The 23,500-nt window shown below is 67.7% G+C and carries 21 protein-coding genes; 4 read left to right on the top strand and 17 right to left on the bottom strand.

Going from position 1 to position 23,500, the window contains the following annotated elements; translation table 11 throughout:
* Positions 1–128: 128 nt before the first annotated feature.
* Together ASD77_RS16205 and ASD77_RS16200 are read left to right on the top strand one after the other, a co-directional pair.
* Positions 129–536, top strand: a complete 408-nt coding sequence (locus tag ASD77_RS16205) for a hypothetical protein (RefSeq protein ID WP_055944342.1) — start codon at positions 129–131, stop codon at positions 534–536.
* 150 nt (positions 537–686) lie between these two features.
* Positions 687–1,013 carry a hypothetical protein gene (locus ASD77_RS16200; RefSeq protein ID WP_055944339.1) on the top strand — a complete coding sequence of 109 codons (327 nt, stop codon included), beginning with the start codon at positions 687–689 and terminating at the stop codon, positions 1,011–1,013.
* A gap of 33 nt (positions 1,014–1,046) precedes the next feature.
* Here the strand turns inward: ASD77_RS16200 and ASD77_RS16195 are convergent, their stop codons facing one another.
* From ASD77_RS16195 to smc, 16 genes are all read right to left on the bottom strand, one after another.
* Positions 1,047–2,552, bottom strand: coding sequence for an ATP-binding protein (locus tag ASD77_RS16195; protein WP_055944336.1), 1,506 nt, complete (start codon positions 2,550–2,552; stop codon positions 1,047–1,049).
* A 3-nt stretch (positions 2,553–2,555) separates the two neighbouring features.
* A complete protein-coding gene (locus ASD77_RS16190) occupies positions 2,556–2,996 on the bottom strand; it encodes a response regulator (protein WP_055944333.1) in 441 nt (146 codons plus the stop codon).
* Positions 2,993–4,795, bottom strand: coding sequence for an ATP-binding protein (locus ASD77_RS16185; protein ID WP_055944330.1), 1,803 nt, complete (start codon positions 4,793–4,795; stop codon positions 2,993–2,995). The genes ASD77_RS16190 and ASD77_RS16185 overlap by 4 nt, the downstream gene beginning before the upstream one ends.
* Positions 4,796–4,897: 102 nt before the next feature.
* The gene (locus ASD77_RS16180; protein ID WP_162247645.1) at positions 4,898–6,037 is read right to left on the bottom strand and encodes a GGDEF domain-containing protein; all 1,140 of its coding nucleotides are present in this window, start codon (positions 6,035–6,037) and stop codon (positions 4,898–4,900) included.
* A 181-nt stretch (positions 6,038–6,218) separates the two neighbouring features.
* On the bottom strand, positions 6,219–7,277 hold the full coding sequence (gene mtnA, locus ASD77_RS16175) for an S-methyl-5-thioribose-1-phosphate isomerase (protein ID WP_055944324.1): 1,059 nt from the start codon (positions 7,275–7,277) through the stop codon (positions 6,219–6,221).
* Positions 7,278–7,326: 49 nt separating this feature from the next.
* Positions 7,327–8,082, bottom strand: coding sequence for a DUF3011 domain-containing protein (locus tag ASD77_RS16170; protein WP_055944321.1), 756 nt, complete (start codon positions 8,080–8,082; stop codon positions 7,327–7,329).
* 108 nt (positions 8,083–8,190) lie between these two features.
* On the bottom strand, positions 8,191–9,162 hold the full coding sequence (gene epmA, locus ASD77_RS16165) for an EF-P lysine aminoacylase EpmA (protein WP_055944318.1): 972 nt from the start codon (positions 9,160–9,162) through the stop codon (positions 8,191–8,193).
* A 127-nt stretch (positions 9,163–9,289) separates the two neighbouring features.
* On the bottom strand, positions 9,290–11,632 hold the full coding sequence (gene ligA, locus ASD77_RS16160; protein ID WP_055944316.1) for an NAD-dependent DNA ligase LigA: 2,343 nt from the start codon (positions 11,630–11,632) through the stop codon (positions 9,290–9,292).
* 517 nt (positions 11,633–12,149) lie between these two features.
* Entirely contained in the window at positions 12,150–12,680 is a 531-nt protein-coding gene (locus ASD77_RS16155; RefSeq protein WP_055944313.1) for a hypothetical protein, read from the bottom strand.
* A 23-nt stretch (positions 12,681–12,703) separates the two neighbouring features.
* Positions 12,704–13,063, bottom strand: a complete 360-nt coding sequence (locus ASD77_RS16150) for a GFA family protein (RefSeq protein ID WP_200947417.1) — start codon at positions 13,061–13,063, stop codon at positions 12,704–12,706.
* Between the two features lie 42 nt (positions 13,064–13,105).
* Positions 13,106–13,396 carry a hypothetical protein gene (locus tag ASD77_RS16145; RefSeq protein WP_235578567.1) on the bottom strand — a complete coding sequence of 97 codons (291 nt, stop codon included), beginning with the start codon at positions 13,394–13,396 and terminating at the stop codon, positions 13,106–13,108.
* A gap of 40 nt (positions 13,397–13,436) precedes the next feature.
* Positions 13,437–13,769: a low molecular weight protein tyrosine phosphatase family protein gene (locus ASD77_RS16140; protein WP_055944310.1), complete on the bottom strand. Its 333-nt coding sequence runs from the start codon at positions 13,767–13,769 to the stop codon at positions 13,437–13,439.
* A 94-nt stretch (positions 13,770–13,863) separates the two neighbouring features.
* Positions 13,864–14,211, bottom strand: a complete 348-nt coding sequence (locus ASD77_RS16135) for a DUF2200 domain-containing protein (protein ID WP_055945054.1) — start codon at positions 14,209–14,211, stop codon at positions 13,864–13,866.
* 132 nt (positions 14,212–14,343) lie between these two features.
* The gene (locus ASD77_RS18235) at positions 14,344–15,024 is read right to left on the bottom strand and encodes a hypothetical protein (protein ID WP_156383698.1); all 681 of its coding nucleotides are present in this window, start codon (positions 15,022–15,024) and stop codon (positions 14,344–14,346) included.
* Positions 15,025–15,071: 47 nt separating this feature from the next.
* The gene (gene zipA, locus ASD77_RS16130) at positions 15,072–15,806 is read right to left on the bottom strand and encodes a cell division protein ZipA (protein ID WP_055944308.1); all 735 of its coding nucleotides are present in this window, start codon (positions 15,804–15,806) and stop codon (positions 15,072–15,074) included.
* Between the two features lie 34 nt (positions 15,807–15,840).
* On the bottom strand, positions 15,841–19,344 hold the full coding sequence (gene smc / locus ASD77_RS16125; RefSeq protein WP_055944305.1) for a chromosome segregation protein SMC: 3,504 nt from the start codon (positions 19,342–19,344) through the stop codon (positions 15,841–15,843).
* Between the two features lie 275 nt (positions 19,345–19,619).
* On the opposite strand from smc, the gene ASD77_RS16120 reads away from it, so the two are divergent.
* Entirely contained in the window at positions 19,620–20,822 is a 1,203-nt protein-coding gene (locus ASD77_RS16120; protein WP_055944302.1) for an amino acid aminotransferase, read from the top strand.
* Between the two features lie 75 nt (positions 20,823–20,897).
* Here the strand turns inward: ASD77_RS16120 and ugpC are convergent, their stop codons facing one another.
* Complete coding sequence (gene ugpC / locus ASD77_RS16115; protein ID WP_055945052.1) at positions 20,898–21,980, bottom strand: sn-glycerol-3-phosphate ABC transporter ATP-binding protein UgpC; 1,083 nt, start codon at positions 21,978–21,980, stop codon at positions 20,898–20,900.
* A gap of 429 nt (positions 21,981–22,409) precedes the next feature.
* Here ugpC and glk point away from each other — a divergent pair, with 429 nt between their 5' ends.
* Positions 22,410–23,417 (top strand): glucokinase, encoded by a 1,008-nt coding sequence (glk, locus tag ASD77_RS16110; protein ID WP_055944299.1) that lies wholly within the window; start codon positions 22,410–22,412, stop codon positions 23,415–23,417.
* Positions 23,418–23,500 lie beyond the last annotated feature (83 nt).

Below are 23,500 nucleotides of genomic sequence, written 5' to 3'. Positions count from 1 at the left end.
GCCACCAGGGGTCCCGCACGTTCCGCCACGGTCGCGGCAACGGCAACAGGCGGCTGTCATCTGCTGGCAGGCCGCGTGTCATCCCGCGGGTTGACCCTGGGCCAGGTCTTGCGCCATGGAGGGAACCCATGCCCTGCCCGCCCGATCCGTTCGCCCACGCCTGGCAAGACGACGCCATGCCGTGCGCGGTCATCGACATCCGTTCGGAACTGCGCTTTTGGGCGGAGACCTACGCCCGCCAGCCCTTCCATCGTTCCGGCACGCCGTTCCGCCATTACGTGCCCACGCTGAAGTTCGCCTACGACACCTACCTCCTCTCGCGGCGACGCTCGCTACAGGAACTGCTGCCCACGCTGCCGTCGCGCTACGAGGCCGCGGCGCTGAATGGGGTGCGGCTCGACTGGCCCGTTGCCTCGAAGGTCATCGCCCGTGTGTGGGAGCGGCTGAACGCGCCGCTGGAAGACGATCCGCCGCTGTTCGCGCCTACCGTGATGGACGAACGCGTGCTGCTGGAGCGCGCGATGCAGCACCGGTGAGCGGCGGTCTTCACGCGTTGCTTGCAAAGGTGAACCAGAAAACCCCTATACGGTTAAACACGAGTTAAAACGGCTTTTATTTCACTTAAGCCTCACTGCGCCAACCAAAAAATCAACCTGTCACCACCACATCGACACAGGGGATTCACCATGGCCAGCCTGCACACGCGCAACAGCGACGCCACCGCGCAGATCGTCGACATCGACGCCGAACTCGCCTACTGGAAGACCCGTCTCAATGAGGACACGTTCCAGGTGGTCGGGGCCACGGTGGGCGATCTGGAGCGGTGCCTGAAGATCGGTTACGACGCCTACCTGCTGCACCACCGGCAGGAGTTCGACGAGATCGCGCCGTCGCTGCGCGACCGCCTGCAGCGGCACTGCCCGGACACGCCGATCGGCTGGTACCGCGCGCAGCCCATCATGCGCGCGGTGTGGCAGCGCCTGAAGCCGGCCACCCCCGCCGGCCACGTCTGATCGATCGGCGGCGCGCCGGCGCCCCTTGGGACGTCAGGCGCGCAGGCCCAGGGCCTGTTCGATCGCACCGAACAGCGACTGCACCTGCACCGGTTTCGCCAAGGTCAATGTACATTCGCGGTCGTCGCTGGGCACGCCCGGTTCCCTGAGGCGGATCACCGGCCCGTCGAACCCGGCCTCCTGCAGCACCGCCAGCACGTCGGCCGCAGACAGCAGCAGGATGTCGTCGTCCATGATCGCGAGCGCCGGCAGGCCGTCGCGGGCGATCTGCTGCAGCGCGTTGGCGCCGTCCGGCGCCATCATCGGGTCGTAACCCTGTGCCGCCAGCGCGTTGCCCAGCAGCGATAGGCGGGTGGCGTCGCCGTCCACCAGCAGGATCCGGCGTCCTTCGCCATCCACGAATGCCGCGTCCTCGCTGCCTGCCCATTCATCGGCGGGCGCCGGCAGATGCAGTTCGAAGGACGTGCCCTGCCCCAGCGTGCTGCTCACCTCGATGCGTCCGCGCGCCGCTTCGACGATGCGCTTGCAGGACATCAGGCCCAGGCCCGTGCCGCTGGGCTTGGTGGTGAAGAACGGCGTGAACAACTGCTGCCGGGTCGCTTCGTCCATGCCACTGCCCTCGTCGGACACGCGCAGCACCACGTAGTGCTGCCCGTCCGGCGCGACCGTCGGGGTCGCCGACAGGGTGAGCCGGCCGCCGCGTTCGGCCATCGCCTGGATGCCGTTGAGGCACAGATTGATCAGGCACTGCTGGAATTCGGTGTAATTGCCTTCGATCAGCAGGTCGTCCGGCGGCTGTTCGACCATCAGCTGGACCTGCCGCGACAGGCTGCCCTGCAGCAGCAGCTGCACGGCGCTGAACAGGGCCGCCACACTGATCGTCTCGCTGGCCTTGCGCGAACCGCGCACGAACGACAGCATCGAGTCGGCCATCTCATGGCCGCGCTTGCCGCTTTCGGAAATCACCGCACCCAGGCGCAGGATCTTCGGGTCGTCGCTGTAGGTGGACAGCAGGTCGGGCACGATCAGCAGCGGCTGCAGGATGTTGCGCAGGTCGTGGCTCAGGCCCGCCGCCAGCATCGCCAGGCAGTCCATGCGCTGCGAGCGCATCAGTTCGCGCTCGGCATGCTCGCGCTCGCGTTCGGTGCGGGCTTCGCGGATCGCGCGCGCCACCGCCGCCGGCAGGCGCGCGGGCGAATGCTTCAGCACGTAGTCGCTGGCACCCTTCTGCAGCGCCTTGACCGCCGCGTCCTCGCCGATCGTGCCGGAGAAGAACACGAACGGCAGCCGCGCATCATGTGCGCGCAGGATCTCCAGCGCCTGGTAGCCCGAGAACCCCGGCAGTTCCATGTCCGACAGCACCAGGTCGAACGGCGCGCCCGCCAGGGCGGCGCGCATGTCGTCGGCGCCGTCCACGCGCAGGAACTCGGCATCCAGCCCGGCCTCCAGCAATTGCTCGACCAGGAGTTCGGCGTCGAGCTCGGAATCTTCGACGAGGAGGAGGCGGACGCGCCCCAGGGGTGATCCGGATTGCGGCACGGCTCAGTCCAGGCTGGGAGTTTCGTTGATGACGGCCCAGAAGGTGCCGAGCGTTTTCACTGCCTGGAAGAACTGGTCGATGTCCACGGGCTTGACCACGTAGGCGTTCACGCCGAGATCCCAGCTGCGCGCCAGGTCGCTCTCCTCGCGCGAGGACGACAGGATGACCACCGGCAGGTGCCGCAGCTTCTCGTCGCTGCGGATCTGCTTGAGCACTTCCAGGCCGTCCATGCGCGGCATCTTGATGTCCAGCAGCAGCACCGATGGCATGCCCTCCTCACGGCCGGCGTGCGCGCCACGGCGCAGCAGGTAGTCCATCGCTTCCACGCCATCCTCGACATGCACGATGGGGTTGGCGAGGTTCGCTTCGCGCAGCGCGTCGATCGCCATTTCGGCGTCGGCCAGGCTGTCTTCTGCCAGCAGGATGGTGCGGATGTCGCTCATGCGTCTTTCTCTCGGGAAGGCGGAGCGTCGAGCGCTGCCGGAAGGGTGAAGAAGAAGGTGGCGCCCTGGTCGGGGGCCGATTCGGCCCAGATGCGGCCGCCATGCCGGCCCAGCACGCGGCGCACGCTGGCCAGGCCGATGCCGGTGCCGGCGAACTCGCTGGCCTTGTGCAGCCGCTGGAACACGCCGAACAGCTTGTCCGCATACGCCATGTCGAAGCCGGCGCCGTTGTCGCGCACGGTGAACAGGTGGCTGCCGTCGTCCTGCGTGCGGTGTTCGACCTCGATGAGCGCGCGGTCGCGCTGGCTGCTGTACTTCAGCGCGTTGCCCAGCAGGTTGCTCCACACCTGGCGCATCATGTTCTCGTCGGCCAGCACGATGGGCATCGGCGCGATACGCCACTCCACGCGCCCGGCGCGGCCCTCGTTGGCCTCGTTCGCATCCAGCATGGCGCGCGCCTCGGCGACCAGCGACTGCATGTCGACCGCCTGCAGGCGCAAAGCGCTGCGGCCCAGTCGCGAGTAGACCAGCAGGTCGTCGATCAGCTGCGACATGCGGCGGGCGGAGCTGCCGATCACGTCCAGATAATGGCGGCTCTTGTCGTCGATGCCCTCGCCCAGATGGCGTCCCAGCTTGTCGGAGAAGCCGGCCACGTGGCGCAGCGGCGCGCGCAGGTCGTGCGAGACCGAATAACTGAAGGCCTCCAGCTCGCGGTTCACTTCCGACACCTGTTCGACCTTGCCTTCCAGCTGGCGGTTCAGCGCGGCGATCTCCTGCTGCGCGGTCTTCTGCAGCGAGATGTCGCTGACCGTCATCAGCACCGCGTGGTCGTCGCTGTCCGGCAGCGGCATGCGCCGTGCGTTCAGCAGGACGGTCCGACGCAGGCCATCGGCGGTCTCCTGCTGCAACTCGTAATCCCACAATTCGCGGCCACGCGAAAGCACGTCGTCGAGACGCTGCCGCATCACCTTGTCCTGCCAGGCGGTGCCCAGCTCGTCCAGGCTGGCGGCCTGGCCGCCTCGCGGAATGCCATACAGCTCGGCGAACGCGGCGTTGTGCATCTGGATGTGCTGCGCGCCATCCAGCAGCGCGATAGGCTCGCGCACCGTGTCCAGCACCACCGCCGCGCGCTGGCTGGCCTGTGCGGTCTGTTTCTCGGCAGCCAGCCGGCGTCCTACCTGCCGCCCGAGCGCCATCAACACCAGCGAGAGCAGCAGCAGTTGCGCCCCCAGCGCAGCCATGCGGATCAGCTCCATCCGCCGGCGCTGCTCGGTGGCGTCGTGGCTGCGTTCCTTCAGCAACGCGCGCTCGTCTTCGAGGATCTCGTTCAGCAGCCCCCGGATCGGGAAGCGCGTGGCGAGCGGCGCCACCACCGTCCCTTTGTAGGTCTCCGGTGCGACCAGCAACTGGTCAACCACCTCGATCCTGGCGTTCACCAGTTCCCGCAGGCGTCCGACGCGCACCAGCTGCTTGGGGTTGTCCACGGTCAGCCGGGCAAGCGCATCGAAACGCTCTGGCAGCGACGCACGGCCCGACACCAGCCGCTCACGTGCCAGCGGATGGTCCGCGCCCAGCGCGATCAGCATGGCCGAGCTTTCCATCTCGCGGACGTCCAGCGCCAGCCCGAGCACGGCGGCTTCCACCTCGTGGGTGTGGACGACGACGTCGGCGGCTTCCTGGTTTGCGCGCGACAGCCCCTGCAGCAGGATGACCGGCACCACCACGATCAGCACGATCACCAGCCCCAGCAGGGGCAGGCGTGATTTTTCCCACAGCGTGCGGGTGCGTTCTTCGTTCATGTTCCCCTGAGCGTCGGTAGGACGCGACAGGGACCGACATGCCTGCGCGAACGTTCCAAGGATGCTAGCGCAGGGTGGTCACATTTGGAATCGAAATGGAGTTCAGGGAATGCCTGCCACATGAACGCGATCGCGGCCCTCGCGCTTGGCCTCGTAAAGCGCCTGATCGGCCCGCCGCATCTGGTCGCGAAGCGACTCCCCCGGCAGGTGCCCGGCGATGCCAGCGGACAGCGTGGCCACCACCGCGCCCTGTGCCTTGCGGAACTCGCGGCGCAGACGTTCAGCGAACGCCTGCGCCGCCACCGCATCGTCGCCGTCCAGCAGCACCGCGAATTCCTCGCCGCCGATCCGCGCCGCGCAGCCGTTGGCACCGGTACGCGCGCGCATGAGGTCGCCCAGGCGCCGTAACACGGTATCGCCGCCGTCGTGGCCGTGCTCGTCGTTGATGCGCTTGAAGTAGTCGATGTCCAGCACCACCACCGCCACTGGGCGACCCGCGGCCAGTGCCTGCGCATGCAGGGCGATGGCGCGCTCCGTCCATCCATTCCGGTTCAGCAGGCCGGTCAGCTCATCGGTATGCGCCTGCCGCACCAGCCGCCGCCGCATCTGCCAGGCGGACACGGCAAAGTCGGTCCGGTACCCCGCCAGCACCAGGCCGAAGCCGATGGTCATCAGCGTGTACAGCCAGTACAGCGCGCTGCCGGTTCCCGGTGCGCCATACAGGACGATGCGCAACTGCGCCATCACCACGATCAGCAACGCCAGCGCCAGCAGCGACATCGGCCGCACCGTCAGCGCCATCAAGGCCAGCGGCAACAACTGGAACAGGCCGGTGCGCAGCGCCAGCTGCCCGGTCGCGCCAGGCAACGGCATGCTCATGAAGATGCCGGTCAGCAGCGTGCCGGCCAGGATCAGCATCAGCCGGTGCTGCCACTGCGGCAGGCGCGCGACGCCGGCCGCGCAGGCCGCCACGCCGAACGCCGCCAGCAACTGCGCCCACACCGGATACCCGATCGACGGGGTCACGTGCGACAGATCGAACACTGCGATGATCGCCAGCAGCACCGCCCCGCACAGCAGGACGCCACTGATGATCGGACGCGTAGCCCGCAACTGGGCTTGAGCCAGGTCTTCGCGTTCCGCTGCGGTGAGCGAACGGGTCGAGCGGCGCGACAGCAGCGCGCGCAGGCTGTGGATCATGCCCGGGACGGCGATCGGTGCGTGGAGAGGATGGGTGCGCATGCGCGGTTCCTGGGCGGGAAGCGTCCCGCGCTGCAACCCGCGTGCCACGTCGTCCGCGGCGGCGGAACCCTGCCGGCGTCGGCGGCGCCTCAGCCGCCCCATGCCACCGGCATGCCGTCATCTGCGCACGACCGACGCGCCACGTCGGCAGTGGCCCGTCGACGGTCGCGCGCCGCCCGCCTCATCCGCCGAACGCAGCCTGCATGCGTGCTTCGTCGGGCTGTTCGATCACGCCCTTCTCCGTGACGATGGCATCGATCAACGCCGCCGGCGTCACGTCGAACACCGGATTCCACGCCGCCACGCCCTCGGCCACGATGCGGGTGCCGCCGATGCCGAGCAGCTCGGCCGGGTCGCGTTCCTCGATGTGGATCGCCTCGCCGTTCGGCGTGGCCATGTCGACCGTGGACGACGGCGCCACCACCATGAACTTCGCACCGTGGTGGCGCGCGGCGATGGCCAGCTGGTAGGTGCCGATCTTGTTGGCGGTGTCGCCGTTGGCGCAGATGCGGTCCGCACCCACGACGACCCATTGGACGGCGCCGGTCTTCATCAGGTGCGAGGCAGCGGAGTCGGCGATCAGGGTCGCGGGGATGCCATCCTGCTGCAGCTCCCACGCGGTCAGCCGCGCGCCCTGCTGCCAGGGACGCGTCTCGCCCGCATACACCTTGCCGATGCGGCCCTGCGCCACGCCGGCACGGATCACGCCCAGCGCGGTGCCGAAGCCGGCCGTGGCCAGCGAACCGGTATTGCAGTGGGTCAGCACACCGCTGCCCTGCCCGATCAGCGCGGCCCCCAGTTCGCCCATGTGGCGGTTGGCGGCCAGGTCTTCCTCGGCGATCGCCAGCGCTTCCAGTTCCAGCACGCCACGCCAGTCGCTGCCGGCGGTGCGCAGAGCGGCGCGCATGCGCGCCAGTGCCCAGGCCAGGTTCACCGCCGTCGGTCGCGCGTCGTTGAGGCGCTGCAGGGCGGGCTCCAGCTTCTCCAGCGCCTCGGTCGGGGTCGCCGCCAGCACCTCGCGCGAGGCCAGCACCACGCCCCATGCAGCCGCGATGCCGATGGCCGGCGCGCCGCGCACGGCCAGGTCGTGGATGGCGGCGGCCACTTCGTCGCTGGTGGTGCATGCCAGGTACTCCACCACGAACGGCAGCTTGCGCTGGTCCAGCAGTTCCAGCGCGGTGCCGGTCCAGCGGATGGGACGGATGCGGTCGTAGCGGGCGTAATCGATGGCGTCGTTCATGCCGCCATTGTAACGGCCCGCCGTGAGCGGGCCGTTGCGCCGGTGGAACTCACCAGCTGCGGAATTCCGCCCGGCAGCCGCTGGTCACCCACACGCCCCGGTTGTCGCGGCCCCAGGTGCGGCCTTCGATGCAGGCACTGCTCGACAGCTGGCGCACCAGCTCTACGCGCCGGCCGTCGACAGCACAGGTGCGCGTACGGCCGTTGTCGGACTCGCAGCGGAAGGTGCGACCGTAGTCGCCGTTGTTGCCCCAGCCGCCGCCATTGCCATTGCCCCAGCCGTTGCCACGCCCGCGCACCTCGAACTCGGCACGGCAGCCCTGCGTTACCCACAATCCATTGCGATCCTGGCCCCACGTCTGCCCTTCCACGCAACGCGCACTGGACAGCTGGCGCACCAGGCGCACGTCGGCGCGCGGGGGAACCGCACACGTGCGCGTGCGGCCATTGTCCGACTCACAGCGGATGCGCTCGCCGGTGCCGGACCAGCCGCCCCCATTGCCCCAGCCGCCACCGCGCCCGGCGGTGAACTCGGCGCGGCAGCCGCGATCCACCCACACACCGTTGCGGCCCTGGCCCCAGTTGCGGCCTTCCTCGCAGCGCGTGCTCGACAACTGGCGGGTCAGCTGCACGCCGCCGCGGGTGTCCATCGGGCATTCGCGATAGCGGTTGCTTGGCGACTCGCAGCGGACGGTCTGTCCTCCGCCCTGATAGCGGTCGCCGTACTGCGGCGCGGCCTGCGCCGACGCCATGCCGAGCAGTGCGGCCGTTCCAAACATCAGCGAAGCGATCAGTCGGCGTTCCATGGCGTGTGTCCTCGTGGGTGTTGGATCGCAATCTACGCAGGAAAAATGAATGCGGCCTCACGTAACCGTTTGCAGCCACGCCGCGCGTGCGAGGTGTTTGGCTGGCTTTCAGGCGCGGGCGAAATCGAAGGCCAGCACATCGGCGATGCGTGGGGTGTCGCGCATCGCCATCATCAGGCGGTCCATGCCCAAGGCCACGCCCGCGCACGACGGCATGCCCTGCCCCAGCGCGGCCAACAGCGCCTCGTCCATGGGGGGCACGATGGCGCCACGTGCCTGCCGCACCGCCACGTCTCGCCCGAACCGCTGGCGTTGCTCCGGCGCATCGGTCAGCTCGTGGTACCCGTTGGCCAGTTCCAGCGCGCCCAGGTACAACTCGAAGCGCTCGGCCACCGGCACGCCATCGCGTTCGACCAGCTGCGCCAAGGCCGCCTGGCTGGCCGGGTAGTCGTGCACCACGGTGATGTGGCCCGCAGCGAAGTCCGGTTGCAGGCGGTGCGTCATCAGCAGATCCAGCCAGTCATCGCGGGTCAGCCCGTCGCCATCGATGGCGATACCGGCGGCGGCGTTGCGTACGGTGTCTAGGTCGGCCGTCATCGGGTCGATCCCGAGCCGCTGGACATACAACGCACGGAAGCTGGTACGCGATACGGTCGCCTCACCGCCGGTCATCGCCAGCGCCGCCTGCACCAGCGCCACGGTCTCGTCGATCAGCGGATCCAGCGTCCAGCCCACGCGGTACCACTCCAGCATCGTGAACTCGGGGTTGTGCCGTCCGCCGGCTTCGCCATCGCGGAATACGCGGCCCAGTTCGTAGCAGTCGCCGACGCCCGCCGCGAGCAACCGCTTGAGCGGAAACTCCGGCGAGGTGCGCAGCCAGCGCGTTCGCGGCGCGCCATCGGTGCGGCCGGAAAACTCCAGCGAGAACGACGCGATGTTGGGATCGGTATTGCCGGCGCGCGACATCATCGGCGTCTCGACTTCCAGCACGTGACGTGCGTGAAAGAACTCGCGGACCAGGCGGTTGAGGGAGGCGCGCAAGCGCAGCGCATCGAGGGAGGCGGTGGGTTGCCAGCTCATCACGAAATAACCGGTGTGGGAGCGACGTAAGTCGCGATGGTCGGCACCAGCGCCCTATCAGCCGCCCGCGCATTCCAACAGAAGCGATCGCGACTCACGTCGCTCCCACACCCATACTTCCTGCACGTCATGCATGCTGCTCCAGGAACGCCAGCAGCTGCGCTTCGTCCCACACTTCGACGCCCAACTCCTGCGCCTTGGCCAGCTTGGAACCGGCGGCTTCGCCGGCGATGACAAGATGCGTCTTCTTCGACACGCTGCCGGCGATCTTGGCGCCCAGCGCTTCCAGCTTCTCGCCGGCTTCGTCGCGACTCATCGCGGCCAGGGCGCCGGTGAGCACGACGGTCTTGCCGTCGAGTGGGCCGGCGGAGGCCGCCACGTCTTCCGGCGTGATCGCCCGCAGTTCGTCGAGCGCGGCGCCGCTGCGCGACAGCAGCGTCGCATTGGTCGCGTCTTCCAGCCACGCGGCGAAGGCGTTGGCCGACTCGCTGGGCAAGCCGGCGGTGACGAAGTTGTGCACCGGGGCATCCAGCAGCGCCTGCACGGAAGGGAACGCCGACGCCAGCTGCTCGGCACGCACGCGGGTGACCTTCGGAATTTCCAAGTCGACCAGCAGTGTGGCCAGGTCCAGACCCGGGCGCAGCTTGCCCGATGGCGGATGCGTGTCGCCGATCACCACGCCGCGCGCCAGCAGATCGTCGATGGCCTGCTGGTTGCCGAGCTGGCCGAAGAAATGGCCCAGCGAACGCGCGACTTCGCCACCAATGTCCGGCACGCGCTTGAATAGCGGCCACGGCAGGCGGCGGATCAATTGCAGGTCGCCGAACCACTGCGCCAGCGCTTTGGCCGTGCTTTCGCCCACGTGCTGGATGCCCAGTGCGAACAGGAAGCGCTCCAGCGTGGTGCGGCGACTGCGGTCGATGGCCTCGACCAGGTTCTCCGCCCACTTGGTCGCCACCTTGCCGGCCTTCACGGTCTCCGGCGTGGTCCCGTCGCGCGCGTCGACCTGCCGCTTCATCTCCAGCAGGTCATCCAGCGTCAGCCTGTAGAGATCGGCGATCGACGTCAGGTAACCCAGGTCCGACAAGTCCTCGATGTAGCGGTCGCCCAGGCCTTCGATGTCCATCGCGCGGCGCGAGGCGAAGTGGCGCAGCGATTCCTTGCGCTGCGCCGGGCAGCTCAGTTCGCCCGAGCAGCGCCAGACCGCCTCGCCTTCCTCGCGCACGATCTCAGCGCCGCATACCGGGCAGTGCGTCGGCATCTGCCACGGCACGGTGCCGTCGGGACGGCGCTCCAGGATCACGCCGGCCACTTCCGGGATGACGTCGCCAGCGCGGCGCACGATGACGTGGTCGCCCACGCGCACATCCAGCCGGGCGATCTGGTCGGCGTTGTGCAGGGTGGCGTTGGTGACGATCACGCCCGCCACGTGCACCGGCGTCAGCCGCGCGACCGGGGTGGCGGCGCCGGTACGGCCGATCTGGATCTCGATGGCCTCGACGGTGGTGGCCTGTTCCTGCGCCGGGAACTTGTGCGCGATCGCCCAGCGCGGCGCGCGCGAGACGAAGCCCATCTCGCGCTGCCCTTCGCCGTCGTCCAGCTTGTAGACCACGCCGTCGATGTCGAACGGCAGCCCGTCGCGCGCCTCGCCGATGCGGCGGTAGTAGGCCAGCAGGCCATCGGCGCCCTCCACCACATCGCTGAGACTGCTGACCGGGAAACCCCAGGCACGCAACTGCGTCAGCGTGGCCGAATGCGAGTCGGGCAATTCACCGCCCTCGATCAGGCCCGTGCCGTAGGCGAAGAACGCCAGCGGCCGTTGCGCGGTAATGCGCGGATCGAGCTGCCGCAGCGAACCGGCGGCGCCGTTGCGCGGGTTGGCCAGCACTTTGCCGCCATGCAGGCGGGCCTGCTCGTTGTACTTCTCGAAATCGGCGCGCGGCATATAGACCTCGCCGCGCACTTCCAGCACCGCCGGCCAGTCCTTGCCGCGAAGTTTCAACGGGATGGCTTTGACGGTCCTGAGATTGAGGGTGACGTCCTCGCCGGTGGCGCCGTCGCCGCGGGTGGCGCCCTGCACGAAGGCGCCGTCCTCGTAGCGCAGGCTGATCGCCAGGCCGTCGAGCTTGGGCTCGGCGGAGAACCGGAGCGCCGGCCGCTTCAGCTTGTCGGCGATACGGCGGACGAAGTCGTGCACTTCCTCGTCGCTGAAGGCGTTGCCCAGCGACAGCATGGGAATGGCGTGGCGCACCTCGGCGAACTTGCCGGCCGGCGCGTTGCCGACGCGCTGGGTGGGCGAATCGGCGGTGACCAGCTCGGGATGCGCGGCTTCCAGTTCATCCAGTTCGCGCAGCAGGCGGTCGTACTCGGCGTCCGGAATGCTGGGCTCGTCGAGCACGTGGTAGCGGTAGTTGGCGTCCTCCAACTGGCGGCGGAGGTCGGCGATGCGGGCGGCGGGGGTCGGCGTCATGGGGGAATTCTAAGGCCGGTCGCGGGAAAGGCAGGTGGACGCCCGACGGTGTCGGGGGCCAGCCCTGCCCGCGGTCCGATGGCGGATGGGGCTCGGAATGCCAATGATCGGGCGCGGAGTGTGATGTCCCGGGTCCGGAAAGCCATCGATGGGTCTCGGTGTGCCATCGATGGCTGTTCGAGCGCGATGGCATGGTATTCCGGAGGCCATCGATGGCATCCCGTGAGCGATCGATGGCTTCTGGAATGCCATCGATGGGATCCGGAAAGCGATCGATGGGTCCTTGAAAGCCGTCGATGGCTTCGGAAATCCCATCGATGGCACTCAGGTGCTCGACGCTTGGGATTCCGAGCGTTGCTCACGGGGCCAGGAGAGCCATCGATGGCATGCCTGTGCTCGAGCCTTGGGAATCAGAGCACGGAACGCCAGGCTTGGGGGGCCATCGAGGGAGCCCGGAGCCCCGTCTGAGGACGGCAACGTGAGTGGCATGGCGCGTGAAACGTCCCATGCCGATGGCTCAAGCGTGGAACAGGTACAGCACGTCCTCGTCCAGATCACGCAGGTCCTCGAGCAGCGCAGCGCTTACTTTCACTCTACGGCGGTCCCGCAGGGGCACGTCTTCGTGCAGCGGACCTGCGTAGTGGTGGAGCAGCAGTCCGAATTCGTCCACGTGGCCGGAGGCCACGACCGCGCTCACGAAACCGGCCCAGCGCGCGAGCGCTTCTCCGTCACGGGCCTGGAATGTCGTCTCAGCACTGTCGCGCTTCTGCGCAATTGCGCGCGCCACCTTGGCGGCACTCCATCCCTTGCGGGCAAGCTTGCGGGCGTCCTCGTCCACATCGGATTTGCGCGAGCGCGCCCTCCCCAGTGGCGCATCGCAGTCGCAGTGACCCAGCGTGGTCAGGAAGTACGCCTCACCCGCCCCGAGCTGTCCCTCCACCGATGGATTGTGCAAGCGCTGGAACTGCCGCCCATAACCCCGCGCGAGCGCATCCAGCGCCGGAAGCGGCGCATTGGCAGGCAGGACGGCGGTGACGAATCGGCACATGTGCGTAGTCTAGCGGCGCGTGCTCACGGCATGCCTGCCCCGACCGTCATCCGCACCGGGATGCCGGCCGGATCAAACCCGTCCAGGCAGTACACGTTAATGCCGTAGTAGTCCGGCGTGACCCGCTTGCGGTGGAACGGGTAGATGCCGCAGATCGTGCAGAAGTGGTGGTGCGCGGTGTGCGTATGGAACTGGTAGTCGGCCAACGCGTCCATGCCGGCCAGCAGACGGAAGGCGCTTTCGTGCACCTTCACCATCAGCGCGTTCTTCTTGCGGCAGATCGAGCAGTCGCACTGCGTCAGCTCGGGGAAATCGGTGTCGATCTCGAAGCGGATGGCGCCGCAGTGGCAACTGCCGGTGTAAGTCTGCAGGGAACGACTCATGCGTCATCCATCGGAGGGTGGTGAGAACGGGACGCTGACATGCTATCGCGTGACGACCTCGCGCCAGATCAGCAGGATTCCGGCCGCACGCGCGGCCCGTTCCTGCGTACCCGGCAATCCCATCGATGCCTCTGCGATACCGACAAGATGGGCGACCAGTGTGTCCGCATCTGCTCCGCGCCACAGCAAGCCACAGACGTCATCCACGTAGCCGTCGTATTCGTCGCGCGCTTCGGGTACTCCTGCTACGCCGATGGGATCCCACAGGTAATGCAGCACTTCGCTGACGGCGCGATGGAGCGCGGCGGCTTCCATTCTCAAGGTCGAGGTCATGGCGGGATCTGGTGAAAGGGAGCGCCAGCGTAACCGCAGATCAGGCGGCAGGCAGGAAGCGCGTCACCTTCTGCTCGAGCAGGCGTACCAGCGCGGGGTCCATGTACTCGTAGTCGTCGGGGATATCCAGACAGATCACCCGCTTGCCGTCGAGATGGCGCCCGAACTTCGCCGACAAGCGATTGCGGTGGACCTTCTCCATCACGAACACGATATCCGCCCACGCCAGCAACTCCGGCGAGACCGGGACCTCGGCGTCGTTGCCCAGGCCGGCGGACGCGGTCTCGATCCCCGGCCAGTCGGCGAATACCTGCTCCGCCGTCGGGCTGCGCAGGCGATTCTGGGTGCAGATGAAAAGGACGTTGCGGGGCATGACGGGAGTGTGCGGGATCGTGTGGCGGTGGGCCAAGGCCCACCCTACGCACGACCCGAACCACGTAGGGCGGGCCTTGGCCCGCCGCCCGGCTTCACCGCAGGATCTTCTCCATCGCCTTCCCTTTCGCCAGTTCGTCGACCAGCTTGTCGAGGTGGCGGATCTTCTGCATCAACGGGTCGTCGACGTCTTCCACGCGCACACCGCAGACCACGCCTTTGATCAACGACACGTTGGGGTTGAGCGCGGGGGCGTGGGCGAAGAAAGTCTCGAAATCGACCTTGTCGCGGATCTGGCGCTCAAGCCCGGCGGCGTCGTAACCGGTCAGCCAGACGATGACCTGGTCGACCTCCGCCTGCGCGCGTCCCTTGCGCTCGGCCTTCTGCACGTACAGCGGGTACACGCTGGCGAAGGAGGTGGTGAAGATGCGGTGGCCAGACATCGTCATTCCTTCAGACGCACGAAACGAAGCGATGAATCGCAATCGTAGGATGGGTTGAGCCGCAGGCGATACCCATCACCCGTGGCATGAATGACTCATGATGGGTATCGCCTGCGGCTCAACCCATCCTACTCACTGACAAGAGTAGTAATTTGCCAGCATCGTCGTGTCGCCCCCAAAGGGACCAAAACCTACGGAACGACTGGTGGAGTGGACCAGCACAATGGCATTTCCACCCGAATCAATCGCATTAACCTGATGGTGAGCGATACATCTTTCTGCAGACCTACTCGTCTCGCACATCTTCTGCGTGATGTACCGACAACCATCCGCTTGTCTTTCCGTTAGAACCGGAACATTTGTGTAAAGAAGATAAGGGCGGCCCGCGCTTACTGACTCGGCCAGTATCTTCTTCGCATCTTTCGCGTGCCGAGCCAAACCACCTACGCCCGAGTTGACGGCCTGATCTATCAGAGGCATGTAAGAAATATCACCAGAACTCGCCAGCGCTTTCACATGCCAAGCCAGCTCATCGACACGAGGCGACTTCTTATCGATACCTTCCATCCCGCCTTCGACCAGCAGTGAGATCTGGGCATAAACCGCTTCATCGCGGATACCTGCACCGAAAACCTCTTTAGAGGCTCGTGCTCTATCCGCTACCGATTCTGACTTCAGCAACTCAATCAGCGCGCCTACGTCTTTGCCAGCTTGTGCGTGGACAGAAGATACCGCGCCCAAGAGAAAGAACGCGAGAAGCAAAGCACTAGACTTCATCCGCCACCCCCACATGACTATCGACTTCAATTCCATCCACTTAGGGACGGTAAGCCCTCACGCACTGATCCAACTCAACCACGTCACCACCGCGGCGCCTTGGTCAACGGCGGCGCCTCATGCTGGCGATCGTACGCACGCAGTTCCTCGCGGATGTGCTGGATGCGCTGGCGGCCGAGGGTGTTGCGGCTGTCGTCGAGGACCACGCCGCCGAGCAGTTCGGCCATGCGCTCGACGTTGGGCAGCAGCTTTTCCCACGCTTCCAGCGCGGTCATCGGCGCGGGCAGCGTGAGGAAGAAAGCGATGGCCGGGGTTTCCAGCGTGCGGATGGTGGCCATGTCGAAACTGCCGGGCTGCATGATGTTGGCCATGCTGAAGACCGGGCCGCGTTCCGGATGCCCTTCCACCAACCGGTGGAAGACATTCATGTGGCCGAAGGTCAGGCCGGTCTTCTCGGCGGCCACCACGATGTCCTCGCCGCGCAGCACCTGCCCGGCCTTGGCCGCCACGTACAGCGAGACGATCTTGTCGAAATCCTGGCTGGGGCGCTTGCCCAGGTCGCTTTCCACGCCGGCGACCGGCGTGCCGCCGGGCAGGCCTAGTTCGGGCTGGCTGACGCGATCGTCGCTGTAGTCCTGCACCTGCTCGCTGGTGTCGTCGCCGGCGATGCTCGGCTCGACGCGCGCGTTGTCGCGTTCGGTGGTTTCGATGCGACGGCCCTGGCTGGGCTTCTTGGGGCGTCCGAACAGGAAGATCGCCGCCACCAGCAGGACGCCGGCGATGATGATTCCGAAACGAAGCATGGCCATGTCGGACACAGGGGTTTCTCCGGCAGGTTGGGATCGATCAGGGTCAGGCGGCGCCGGCCAGGCGGGCGGCTTCTTCCAGGTCCACCGACACCAGCCGGCTGACACCGGGTTCACGCATGGTAACGCCACTGAGCTGGTGTGCGGCTTCCATCGTGGCCTTGTTGTGCGATACGAACAGGAACTGCACCTTCTCGCTCATCTCCTTCACCATGTTGGTGAAGCGGCCGACGTTGGCTTCATCGAGCGGCGCATCGACTTCGTCCAGCAGGCAGAACGGCGCGGGATTGAGCTGGAAGATGGCGAACACCAACGCTACCGCGGTCATCGCCTTCTCGCCGCCGGACAGCAGCGAGATGTTGGACACGCGTTTGCCCGGCGGGCGCGCCATGATGGCCACGCCGGTGTCGAGCAGGTCTTCGCCCGTCAGTTCCAGATAGGCATGGCCGCCGCCGAACAGGCGCGGATACAGCTGCTGCACGCCGGCATTGACGCGGTCGAAGGTGTCCTTGAAGCGACCGCGGGTCTCGCGGTCGATCTTGCGGATGGCTTCTTCCAGTGTTTCCAGCGCGGTGGTCAGATCGACGTTCTGCGCGTCCAGGTACTCCGAACGCTGGCTGGCTTCGCCGTACTCGTGGATGGCGGCCAGGTTGACCGGCTCCAGCCGGCGCATGCGGCCATCGATCTGGGTGACGGCCTGCTCCCATTCGCGGATGTCGGCCACGTCGGGCAGCGTGTTGATGACGTCATCCAGCACGAAGCCGCCGGCAACGACGGCCTCGGACAGCTGCTCGGCCTTCAGTGCCAGCGCCTGCTGGTCGAGCTTGCGCTGCGAGATGCGCTCGCGCTGGGCCACGGCCTGTTCGTCGCGTTGCTGGCGGGTCTGTTCGTACTGGCGCAGTTCGTTGTCGATGCCTTCCAGCAGCGAACGCGCCTCGGCCAGTTGGCGGTCGGCGGTGACGCGGTGTTCCAGCGCGGCCTGGCGCTGGCTTTCCAGTTCCTGCACCGGCGAATCGCCTTCGCTCAGCTGCAGGGTGAGTTCTTCCAGGCGCGAATCGAGCTGGCCGCGCTGGCCACCCATGCGGTCCAGCGCCTGGCTCAGCGAGACGATCTGCGCGCGCTGCGACTCCAGCGTCAGCGCCAGCGCATGCGCGGTATCGCGTGAGCTGCGCGCGGCTTCGCGGGCCTGGTCGCGGGCATCGACCAACTGGCGGCGCTCGCCTTCCAGCGCCTGTCGTGCGGACTCCAGGTCGCCCATGCGGGAAACGGCGTCTTCCAGCTTGCTGCGCGCTTCGCGCGCCTGCTCGCGGCTGGCGTCGAGGGTTTCGACCAACTGGGCGATCTCGCCGTCGATGCGTTCCAGGCGGGTGCGGGTGGCCTCCACCTTGCCCTGCTGGCTCTGCAGCTGGCCGGCCAGTTCGGACACGCCGCGGTGCGCCATGTACAGCGTGCGCTGGGCGTCCTCGCGCTGCTGTTCGGCGGCCAACAACTGGTCACGCAGGTGGGCCAGGCGCTCTTCCAGCTCGGCTTCGCGCGCCTGCAGGGTTTCGATTTCGCCGCGCAGCGACTGGATCTCGCGCTCGCGCAGCAGCGCGCCCTGCTTGGCCGCACCGGAGCGCAGCACGCGCACCCAGCCTGCACCGAGGCGTTCGCCGTTGCGGGTGATGACGGAATCGCCGTCGCCCAGTTGCAATTGCAGGCGGCGGGCTTCGGCAAGGTCCTCGGCCACGTGCAGGCGGGCCAGCAGGCGACGGATCGCCGCCGGACCCTGCACCTTGGCCGCCAGCGAGGTGGGTGCGAACGCGACATCGCTGCGCTCGTCCGACACCAGCGCGATGCGGCCGTCGCCGAGTTCACCCAGCGCGTCGACCAGCGCTTCCGGCGCATCGACCAGCACGCCTTCGATCAGCTGGCCGAGCGCGCCTTCAACGGCGTTCTCCCAGCCCGGCTCGACGGTCAGCTTCTCGCCGACGCGCGCGGCGTTGTCCAGCCCACGCGCCTTCAGCCAGGTCATGGCGGCGCCCTGCTCCTGGCCCAGCGCGGCGTGCTGCAGGGTTTCCAGCGAGGACAGTCGGCCGCGGGCTTCCTGCGCGCGCTTGCGCACGTCGGACAGCTCGGTCTGGGTGCCACGCTGCTGTTCCTGCACGTCGGCGGCGCCCTGCTTGCGCGCCTCGACCTGTTCCGCCAGCGTGTCCAGCGATTCCTTCTGCGTGTCGTGCTGCATCTGCAGTTGCTCGAACGCGGACGCCAGCGCGTCCAGGTCTAGCCCGAGGCGCTCGTTGGCCAGCGCCTCGCGACGGCGCTCGGCTTCCAGCGACTGGCGGTCGAGGTAATCCACGCGGGTGCGTTCGACGTCGCCGGCGCGCGAGGCTTCCGCCGATTCGCGGCTGTGGGCTTCCCAGCGCTGCTGCCAGTCGGCCAGCGCAGCCTCGGCCTCGCGCAGCGCGTCCTGGCGGAACACGTCGTCTTCGCGCAACTGCTCCAGCTGCGGTTCGGCGTCGGCGACGGATTCGCGCAGCACGTTCAGGCGGGTTTCGTCACCGCTGATGTGCTGGCCGAGTTCCTGCAGGGCGTTGTGGGCTTCGTCGCGCGCGCGCTTGAGGCGGTCGCCCAGCTCGCGCTGGTGCTGGATCTGCTGTTCGATGCGGGCCAGCGTGCTGCCGACCTGGTAGACCTCGCCCTGGGCCTTGTTGAGGGCGTCGGCGGCTTCCTCGCGGCGCACGCGGTCGGTTTCCAGCAGGCGTTCGGCTTCGCGCTGCTCGGCGATCAACTGCTGCAGCCTGGTCTCTTCCTGCGACAGCGCCTCGCGCAGGCCCTGCAGCTTGCCGTCCAGGCCGCGGTACTCCAGCGCCTTCCACTCGGCGTCCTTGATGCGGCGCTCTTCCTGCAAGGCCTTGTACTGCTCCGCCTGCTTGGCCTGGCGCTTGAGGTGTTCGAGCTGCTTGCCGATCTCCTCGCGCAGGTCGTTGAGGCGGTCGAGGTTCTCGCGGGTGTGGCGGATGCGGGTTTCGGTCTCCTTGCGCCGCTCCTTGTACTTGGAGATGCCGGCGGCCTCCTCCAGGTACACGCGCAGGTCTTCCGGGCGGGCCTCGATGATCTGGCTGATCATGCCCTGCTCGATGATCGAGTAACTGCGCGGGCCCAGGCCGGTACCGAGGAACAGGTCGGTGATGTCGCGGCGGCGGCACTTGGTGCCGTTGAGGTAGTAGTTGCTCTGGCCGTCGCGGCTGACCAGGCGCCGGACCGAGATTTCGTTGAAGGCGGCGAACTCGCCGCTGATGGTGTGGTCGCTGTTGTCGAAGATCAGCTCGACCGAGGCCTGCGACACCGGCTTGCGCGCCGCGGAGCCGGAGAAGATCACGTCGGTCAGCGAGTCGCCGCGCAGGCGGCTGGCCGAACTCTCGCCCATCACCCAGCGCACGGCGTCGATAATGTTCGACTTGCCGCAGCCGTTCGGTCCGACCACGCCGGTCATGTTGGTCGGCAGGTGCAGCACGGTGGGATCGACGAACGACTTGAAGCCGGACAGCTTGATGGTGGAAAGGCGCATGCGACGGTGTCTTCCGGGCACCGCGACCGGACCGGTCCGACGCGCTGCCGCAAGTGTGAAGTGGGATCAGCTTCGACTGCCAAGTTGTTGATTGTCCGGCAATCCGGCCTGCCATCGGGCACGCCAACGGATGAGTATAGCCGCCCCTGTCACGCGATGCCCGGGCCTGCGGGCGCCGTACGCCGACGCGCCACGGGCGTACGGAGCAGGCGTGCGCCTGTTAGCATCGCGGGCGGCTTCACCCCCCTCCCTCACCCATCAACGGTCCCCACTCCGTGTCTCTTTTTGCATCTGTCGACCTGGTGCCCGGCGACCCCATCCTGGGGCTGACCGAGGCGTACAACGCCGATCCCCGTACCCAGAAGGTCAATCTGGGCGTCGGCATCTATTACGACGAACAGGGCCGCATTCCCCTGCTCGACTGCGTCCGCCAAGTGGAACAGGCGCTCGCCGCCGCCGGCCAACCGCGCGGCTACCTGCCGATCGACGGCCTGGCCGCGTACGACGCCGCCACCCGCGAGCTGGTGTTCGGCAAGGACTCTGAGCTGGTCGCCGCCGGCCGCGTGGCCACCACCCAGACCGTCGGCGGCAGCGGCGCGCTGCGCGTGGGCGCGGACCTGCTGAAGAAGCTGCTGCCGCACGCCACCATCGCCATCAGCAACCCGAGCTGGGAGAACCATCGCGCGGTGTTCGGCGCGGCCGGGTTCGACATCGTCGACTACACCTATTTCGACGCCGCCACCCATGGCCTGGACTTCGGCGGCATGCTTGCCGACCTCGGCCAGCTGAAGCCCGGCACCGTGGTGCTGCTGCATGCCTGCTGCCACAACCCCACCGGCGCCGACCTGACGGTCGCGCAGTGGACGCAGGTGGCCGCGCTGATGAAGGACCGCGGGCTGTTCCCCTTCATCGACATGGCCTATCAGGGCTTCGATCAGGGCATCGTCGAGGACGGCGCCGCGGTGCGCATCGTCGCCGAGGCCGGGATCGACGCCTTCATCGTCGCCAATTCGTACTCCAAGTCGTTCTCGCTCTACGGCGAGCGCGTCGGCGCGCTGTCGGTGGTCGGTCCGGACGCCAGCGCGACCAAGGCAGTGCAGTCGCAGGTCAAGCGCATCATCCGCACCATCTACTCCAGCCCGTCCACGCACGGGGCCGCGCTGGTCGCCGGGGTGTTGGCGAGCAGCGAACTGCGTGCGCTGTGGGAAAGCGAACTGGGCGGTATGCGCGAGCGCATCCACGCCCTGCGTGCCGGCCTGGTGGACAAGCTGGCCGCCCTCGGCGCGCCGGAGTTCGCCTTCATCCAGCAGCAGGCCGGCATGTTCTCGTATTCCGGCCTCAGCAAGGCGCAGGTGGACCGGTTGCGCGACGAGTTCGGCATCTATGCGGTCGGTACCGGCCGCATCTGCGTGGCCGCGTTGAACCAGCAGAACCTCGGCTACGTGGCCGACGCGGTACGCACGGTCAGCCGCGGCTGACCTGCACCGTCATCGGGTACAGGAAAAGGGAGGCCGTGGCCTCCCTTTTCTTTTTTTCTGTCGTCTCGGACGACCTCAGCCGATGCGCAGGCCACTGTCCGGATCGAAGCAGTGCAGCGCCGCGTTCTCGACCGTGACGCGCAGGCCCTGCCCCGGCTCCGGCAACACCTGCGGCGGCATGCGTGCCACCAGCGGCTGACCGACGAAGCGCAGGTTGACGAAGACTTCGTTGCCGACCGGCTCGATCAGGTCGACATGCGCCTCGAATGCGAGCTTGCCAATGCCGGCAGGCTGCAGGTGTTCCGGACGGATGCCCAGGGCGATGCGTCGCCCGATCCACGCCTCCGGGACCGCCGCATGGCCCAGCGGGATCTGCCCACCACTGTCCAGCGCCAGGTGCAGGCCGTCGGCCTGTTGCAGCATGCCGTGCAGCACGTTCATCGCCGGGCTGCCAAGGAAGCCGGCGACGAACAGGTTGGCCGGCTTCTCGTACAGCGCCATCGGCGTGTCGATCTGCTGGATCTCGCCGTCCTTCAGCACCACGATCCGCTGCCCCAGCGTCATCGCTTCCACCTGGTCGTGGGTCACGTAGATCATCGTCGCGCCGAGCTTGCGATGCAGGCGGCCGATCTCGGTGCGCACGGAATGGCGCAGCTTGGCATCCAGGTTCGACAGCGGTTCGTCGAGCAGGAACACCGACGGCTCGCGTACCAGCGCCCGGCCCAGCGCCACGCGCTGGCGTTGTCCGCCGGACATCTCGCGCGGCAGCTTGCCCAGCATGTCGGTCATGCCCAGCGTCTCCGCCGCATCGCGGACGCGCCGGTCGATCTCGGCGCGCGGCACCCCGCGCAGCTTCAACCCGAAGGCGAGGTTCTCGGCCACCGTCATGTGCGGGTACAGCGCGTAACTCTGGAACACCATGGCGATGTCGCGGTCTTTCGGCGCCACGTCGTTGACGCGCCGCTCGCCGATCAGCAGATTGCCTTCGGAGATCTCCTCCAAGCCGGCGATCATCCGCAGCAGCGTGGACTTGCCGCAGCCGGACGGACCGACCAGCACCATGAGCTCGCCGTCGGCGATCTCGAAACTGGCCCCGTGCACGGCCACCTGGCCGTTGTCGTACACCTTGCGCACGCGGTCGAGTTGGACACTGGCCATCATTGCTCCGGTCGGGCGACGCCCGTGATTGTTCGCGGCGGCCCGGCCCTCCCGGTACGGGCCTGCCCGCGTGGGCGATGCACCCGGCCTCCCGTTCCGCCGTGCGGGAAGTTGCGCTATTCTGCCATGTAACCGTTTTCACCACGCAAGCGGACAGCGTGCGCACGTGGCCCGGGCCCTTCGCTTCCCTTCGCCGTCCATGTCCCACTCGCGTCTCCGCAGATCCGCCATCGCACACGTCCATCGCGAAACCGCGCATACGTATACGGATGGCGCGCGTTCGTGCGCGCCTGCGCACCGGCCGCGCAGGTGCGCGCTATCATGCGCCGCCCACGCGATGTGGCCCCTTCCCGGCAGCACAGGATCGACCAGGCGAATGCAGCGGACCCGTTTTGGAAGCCACCCCGCATCGAACAGGATGTTTGCCGCATGAGCAGCACCGATCGCGTCCTCCTTGCCGACATCGGTGGCACCAATGCGCGCTTCGCGCTGGCCGACGCCTCCGCCAGCGTGCCGTTGCTGGACGAGAGCGTGCGCGAATTCGTGGTGGCCGATTTCCCGTCGCTTGCCGATGCCGCGCAGCATTACCTGGACGAGACCGGGGCCACCGCACAGAACGGCGTCTTTGCCGTTGCCGGCCGTGTCGATGGCGACGAAGCCCGCATCACCAACCATCCGTGGGTCATTTCGGTCAACCGCACGCGGCAGGCGCTCGGTTTCCAGGGTCTGAAGCTGGTCAACGATTTCGCCGCGCAGGCGATGGCCGTGTCGCTGCTGACGCCGCGCGACGTGGTCGCGATCGGCGGCGCGCAATGGACGCCGGCACCGCTGTCGGTGCCGCGCACGTATGCCGTGATCGGTCCCGGCACGGGTCTGGGCGTGGCCGCGCTGGTGATCCGCGACGGCCGCGCGTATCCGCTGGAAACCGAAGGCGGCCATGTCAGCTTTCCGCCCGGCACGCCGGAAGAAATCCGCATCCTCGACATCCTGTCGGCCCAGTTCGGCCGTGTCTCCAACGAACGCCTGATCTGCGGCCCGGGCCTGGTGAACCTGTACCGCGCGCTCAGCGAGATCGCGGGCGAGGACCCGGGCGGTCCGATCGAACCGAAGGACGTCACCGCACGCGCCGCCGCCGGCGATCCGCGCTGCGTGCGCACGCTGGATGTGTTCTGTGCGGTGTTCGGCGCGATCGCCGGCGACCTGGTACTGACCACAGGTGCCTGGGACGGCGTGTTCCTCACCGGCGGGCTGGTGCCGAAGCTGCTCACGTCGCTGCAGCATTCGGGTTTCCGCCAGCGCTTCGAACACAAAGGCCGCTTCTCGCCAGCGATGGGACGCGTGCCGACGCTCGCGAACATGCATCCGCGGCCGGGCCTGCTGGGTGCGGCGGCGTACGCGGTCGAACTGTTCGGTCCGAAAAGCGCGGCCCGCGCCTGAGGTTTTGCGCAGATGCGCGCTGCAACGCAACACGCGCAAGGCCTCGCAGCGGAGACTGGTCTGCCTTTGGTCGCTTTCGCGCC

This window comes from Pseudoxanthomonas sp. Root65 (assembly GCF_001427635.1).
Classification (GTDB): Bacteria; Pseudomonadota; Gammaproteobacteria; order Xanthomonadales; family Xanthomonadaceae; genus Pseudoxanthomonas_A.
Note: the sequence above shows the minus strand (reverse complement) of the source record. Positions and strands in the feature narration are given on the sequence as shown.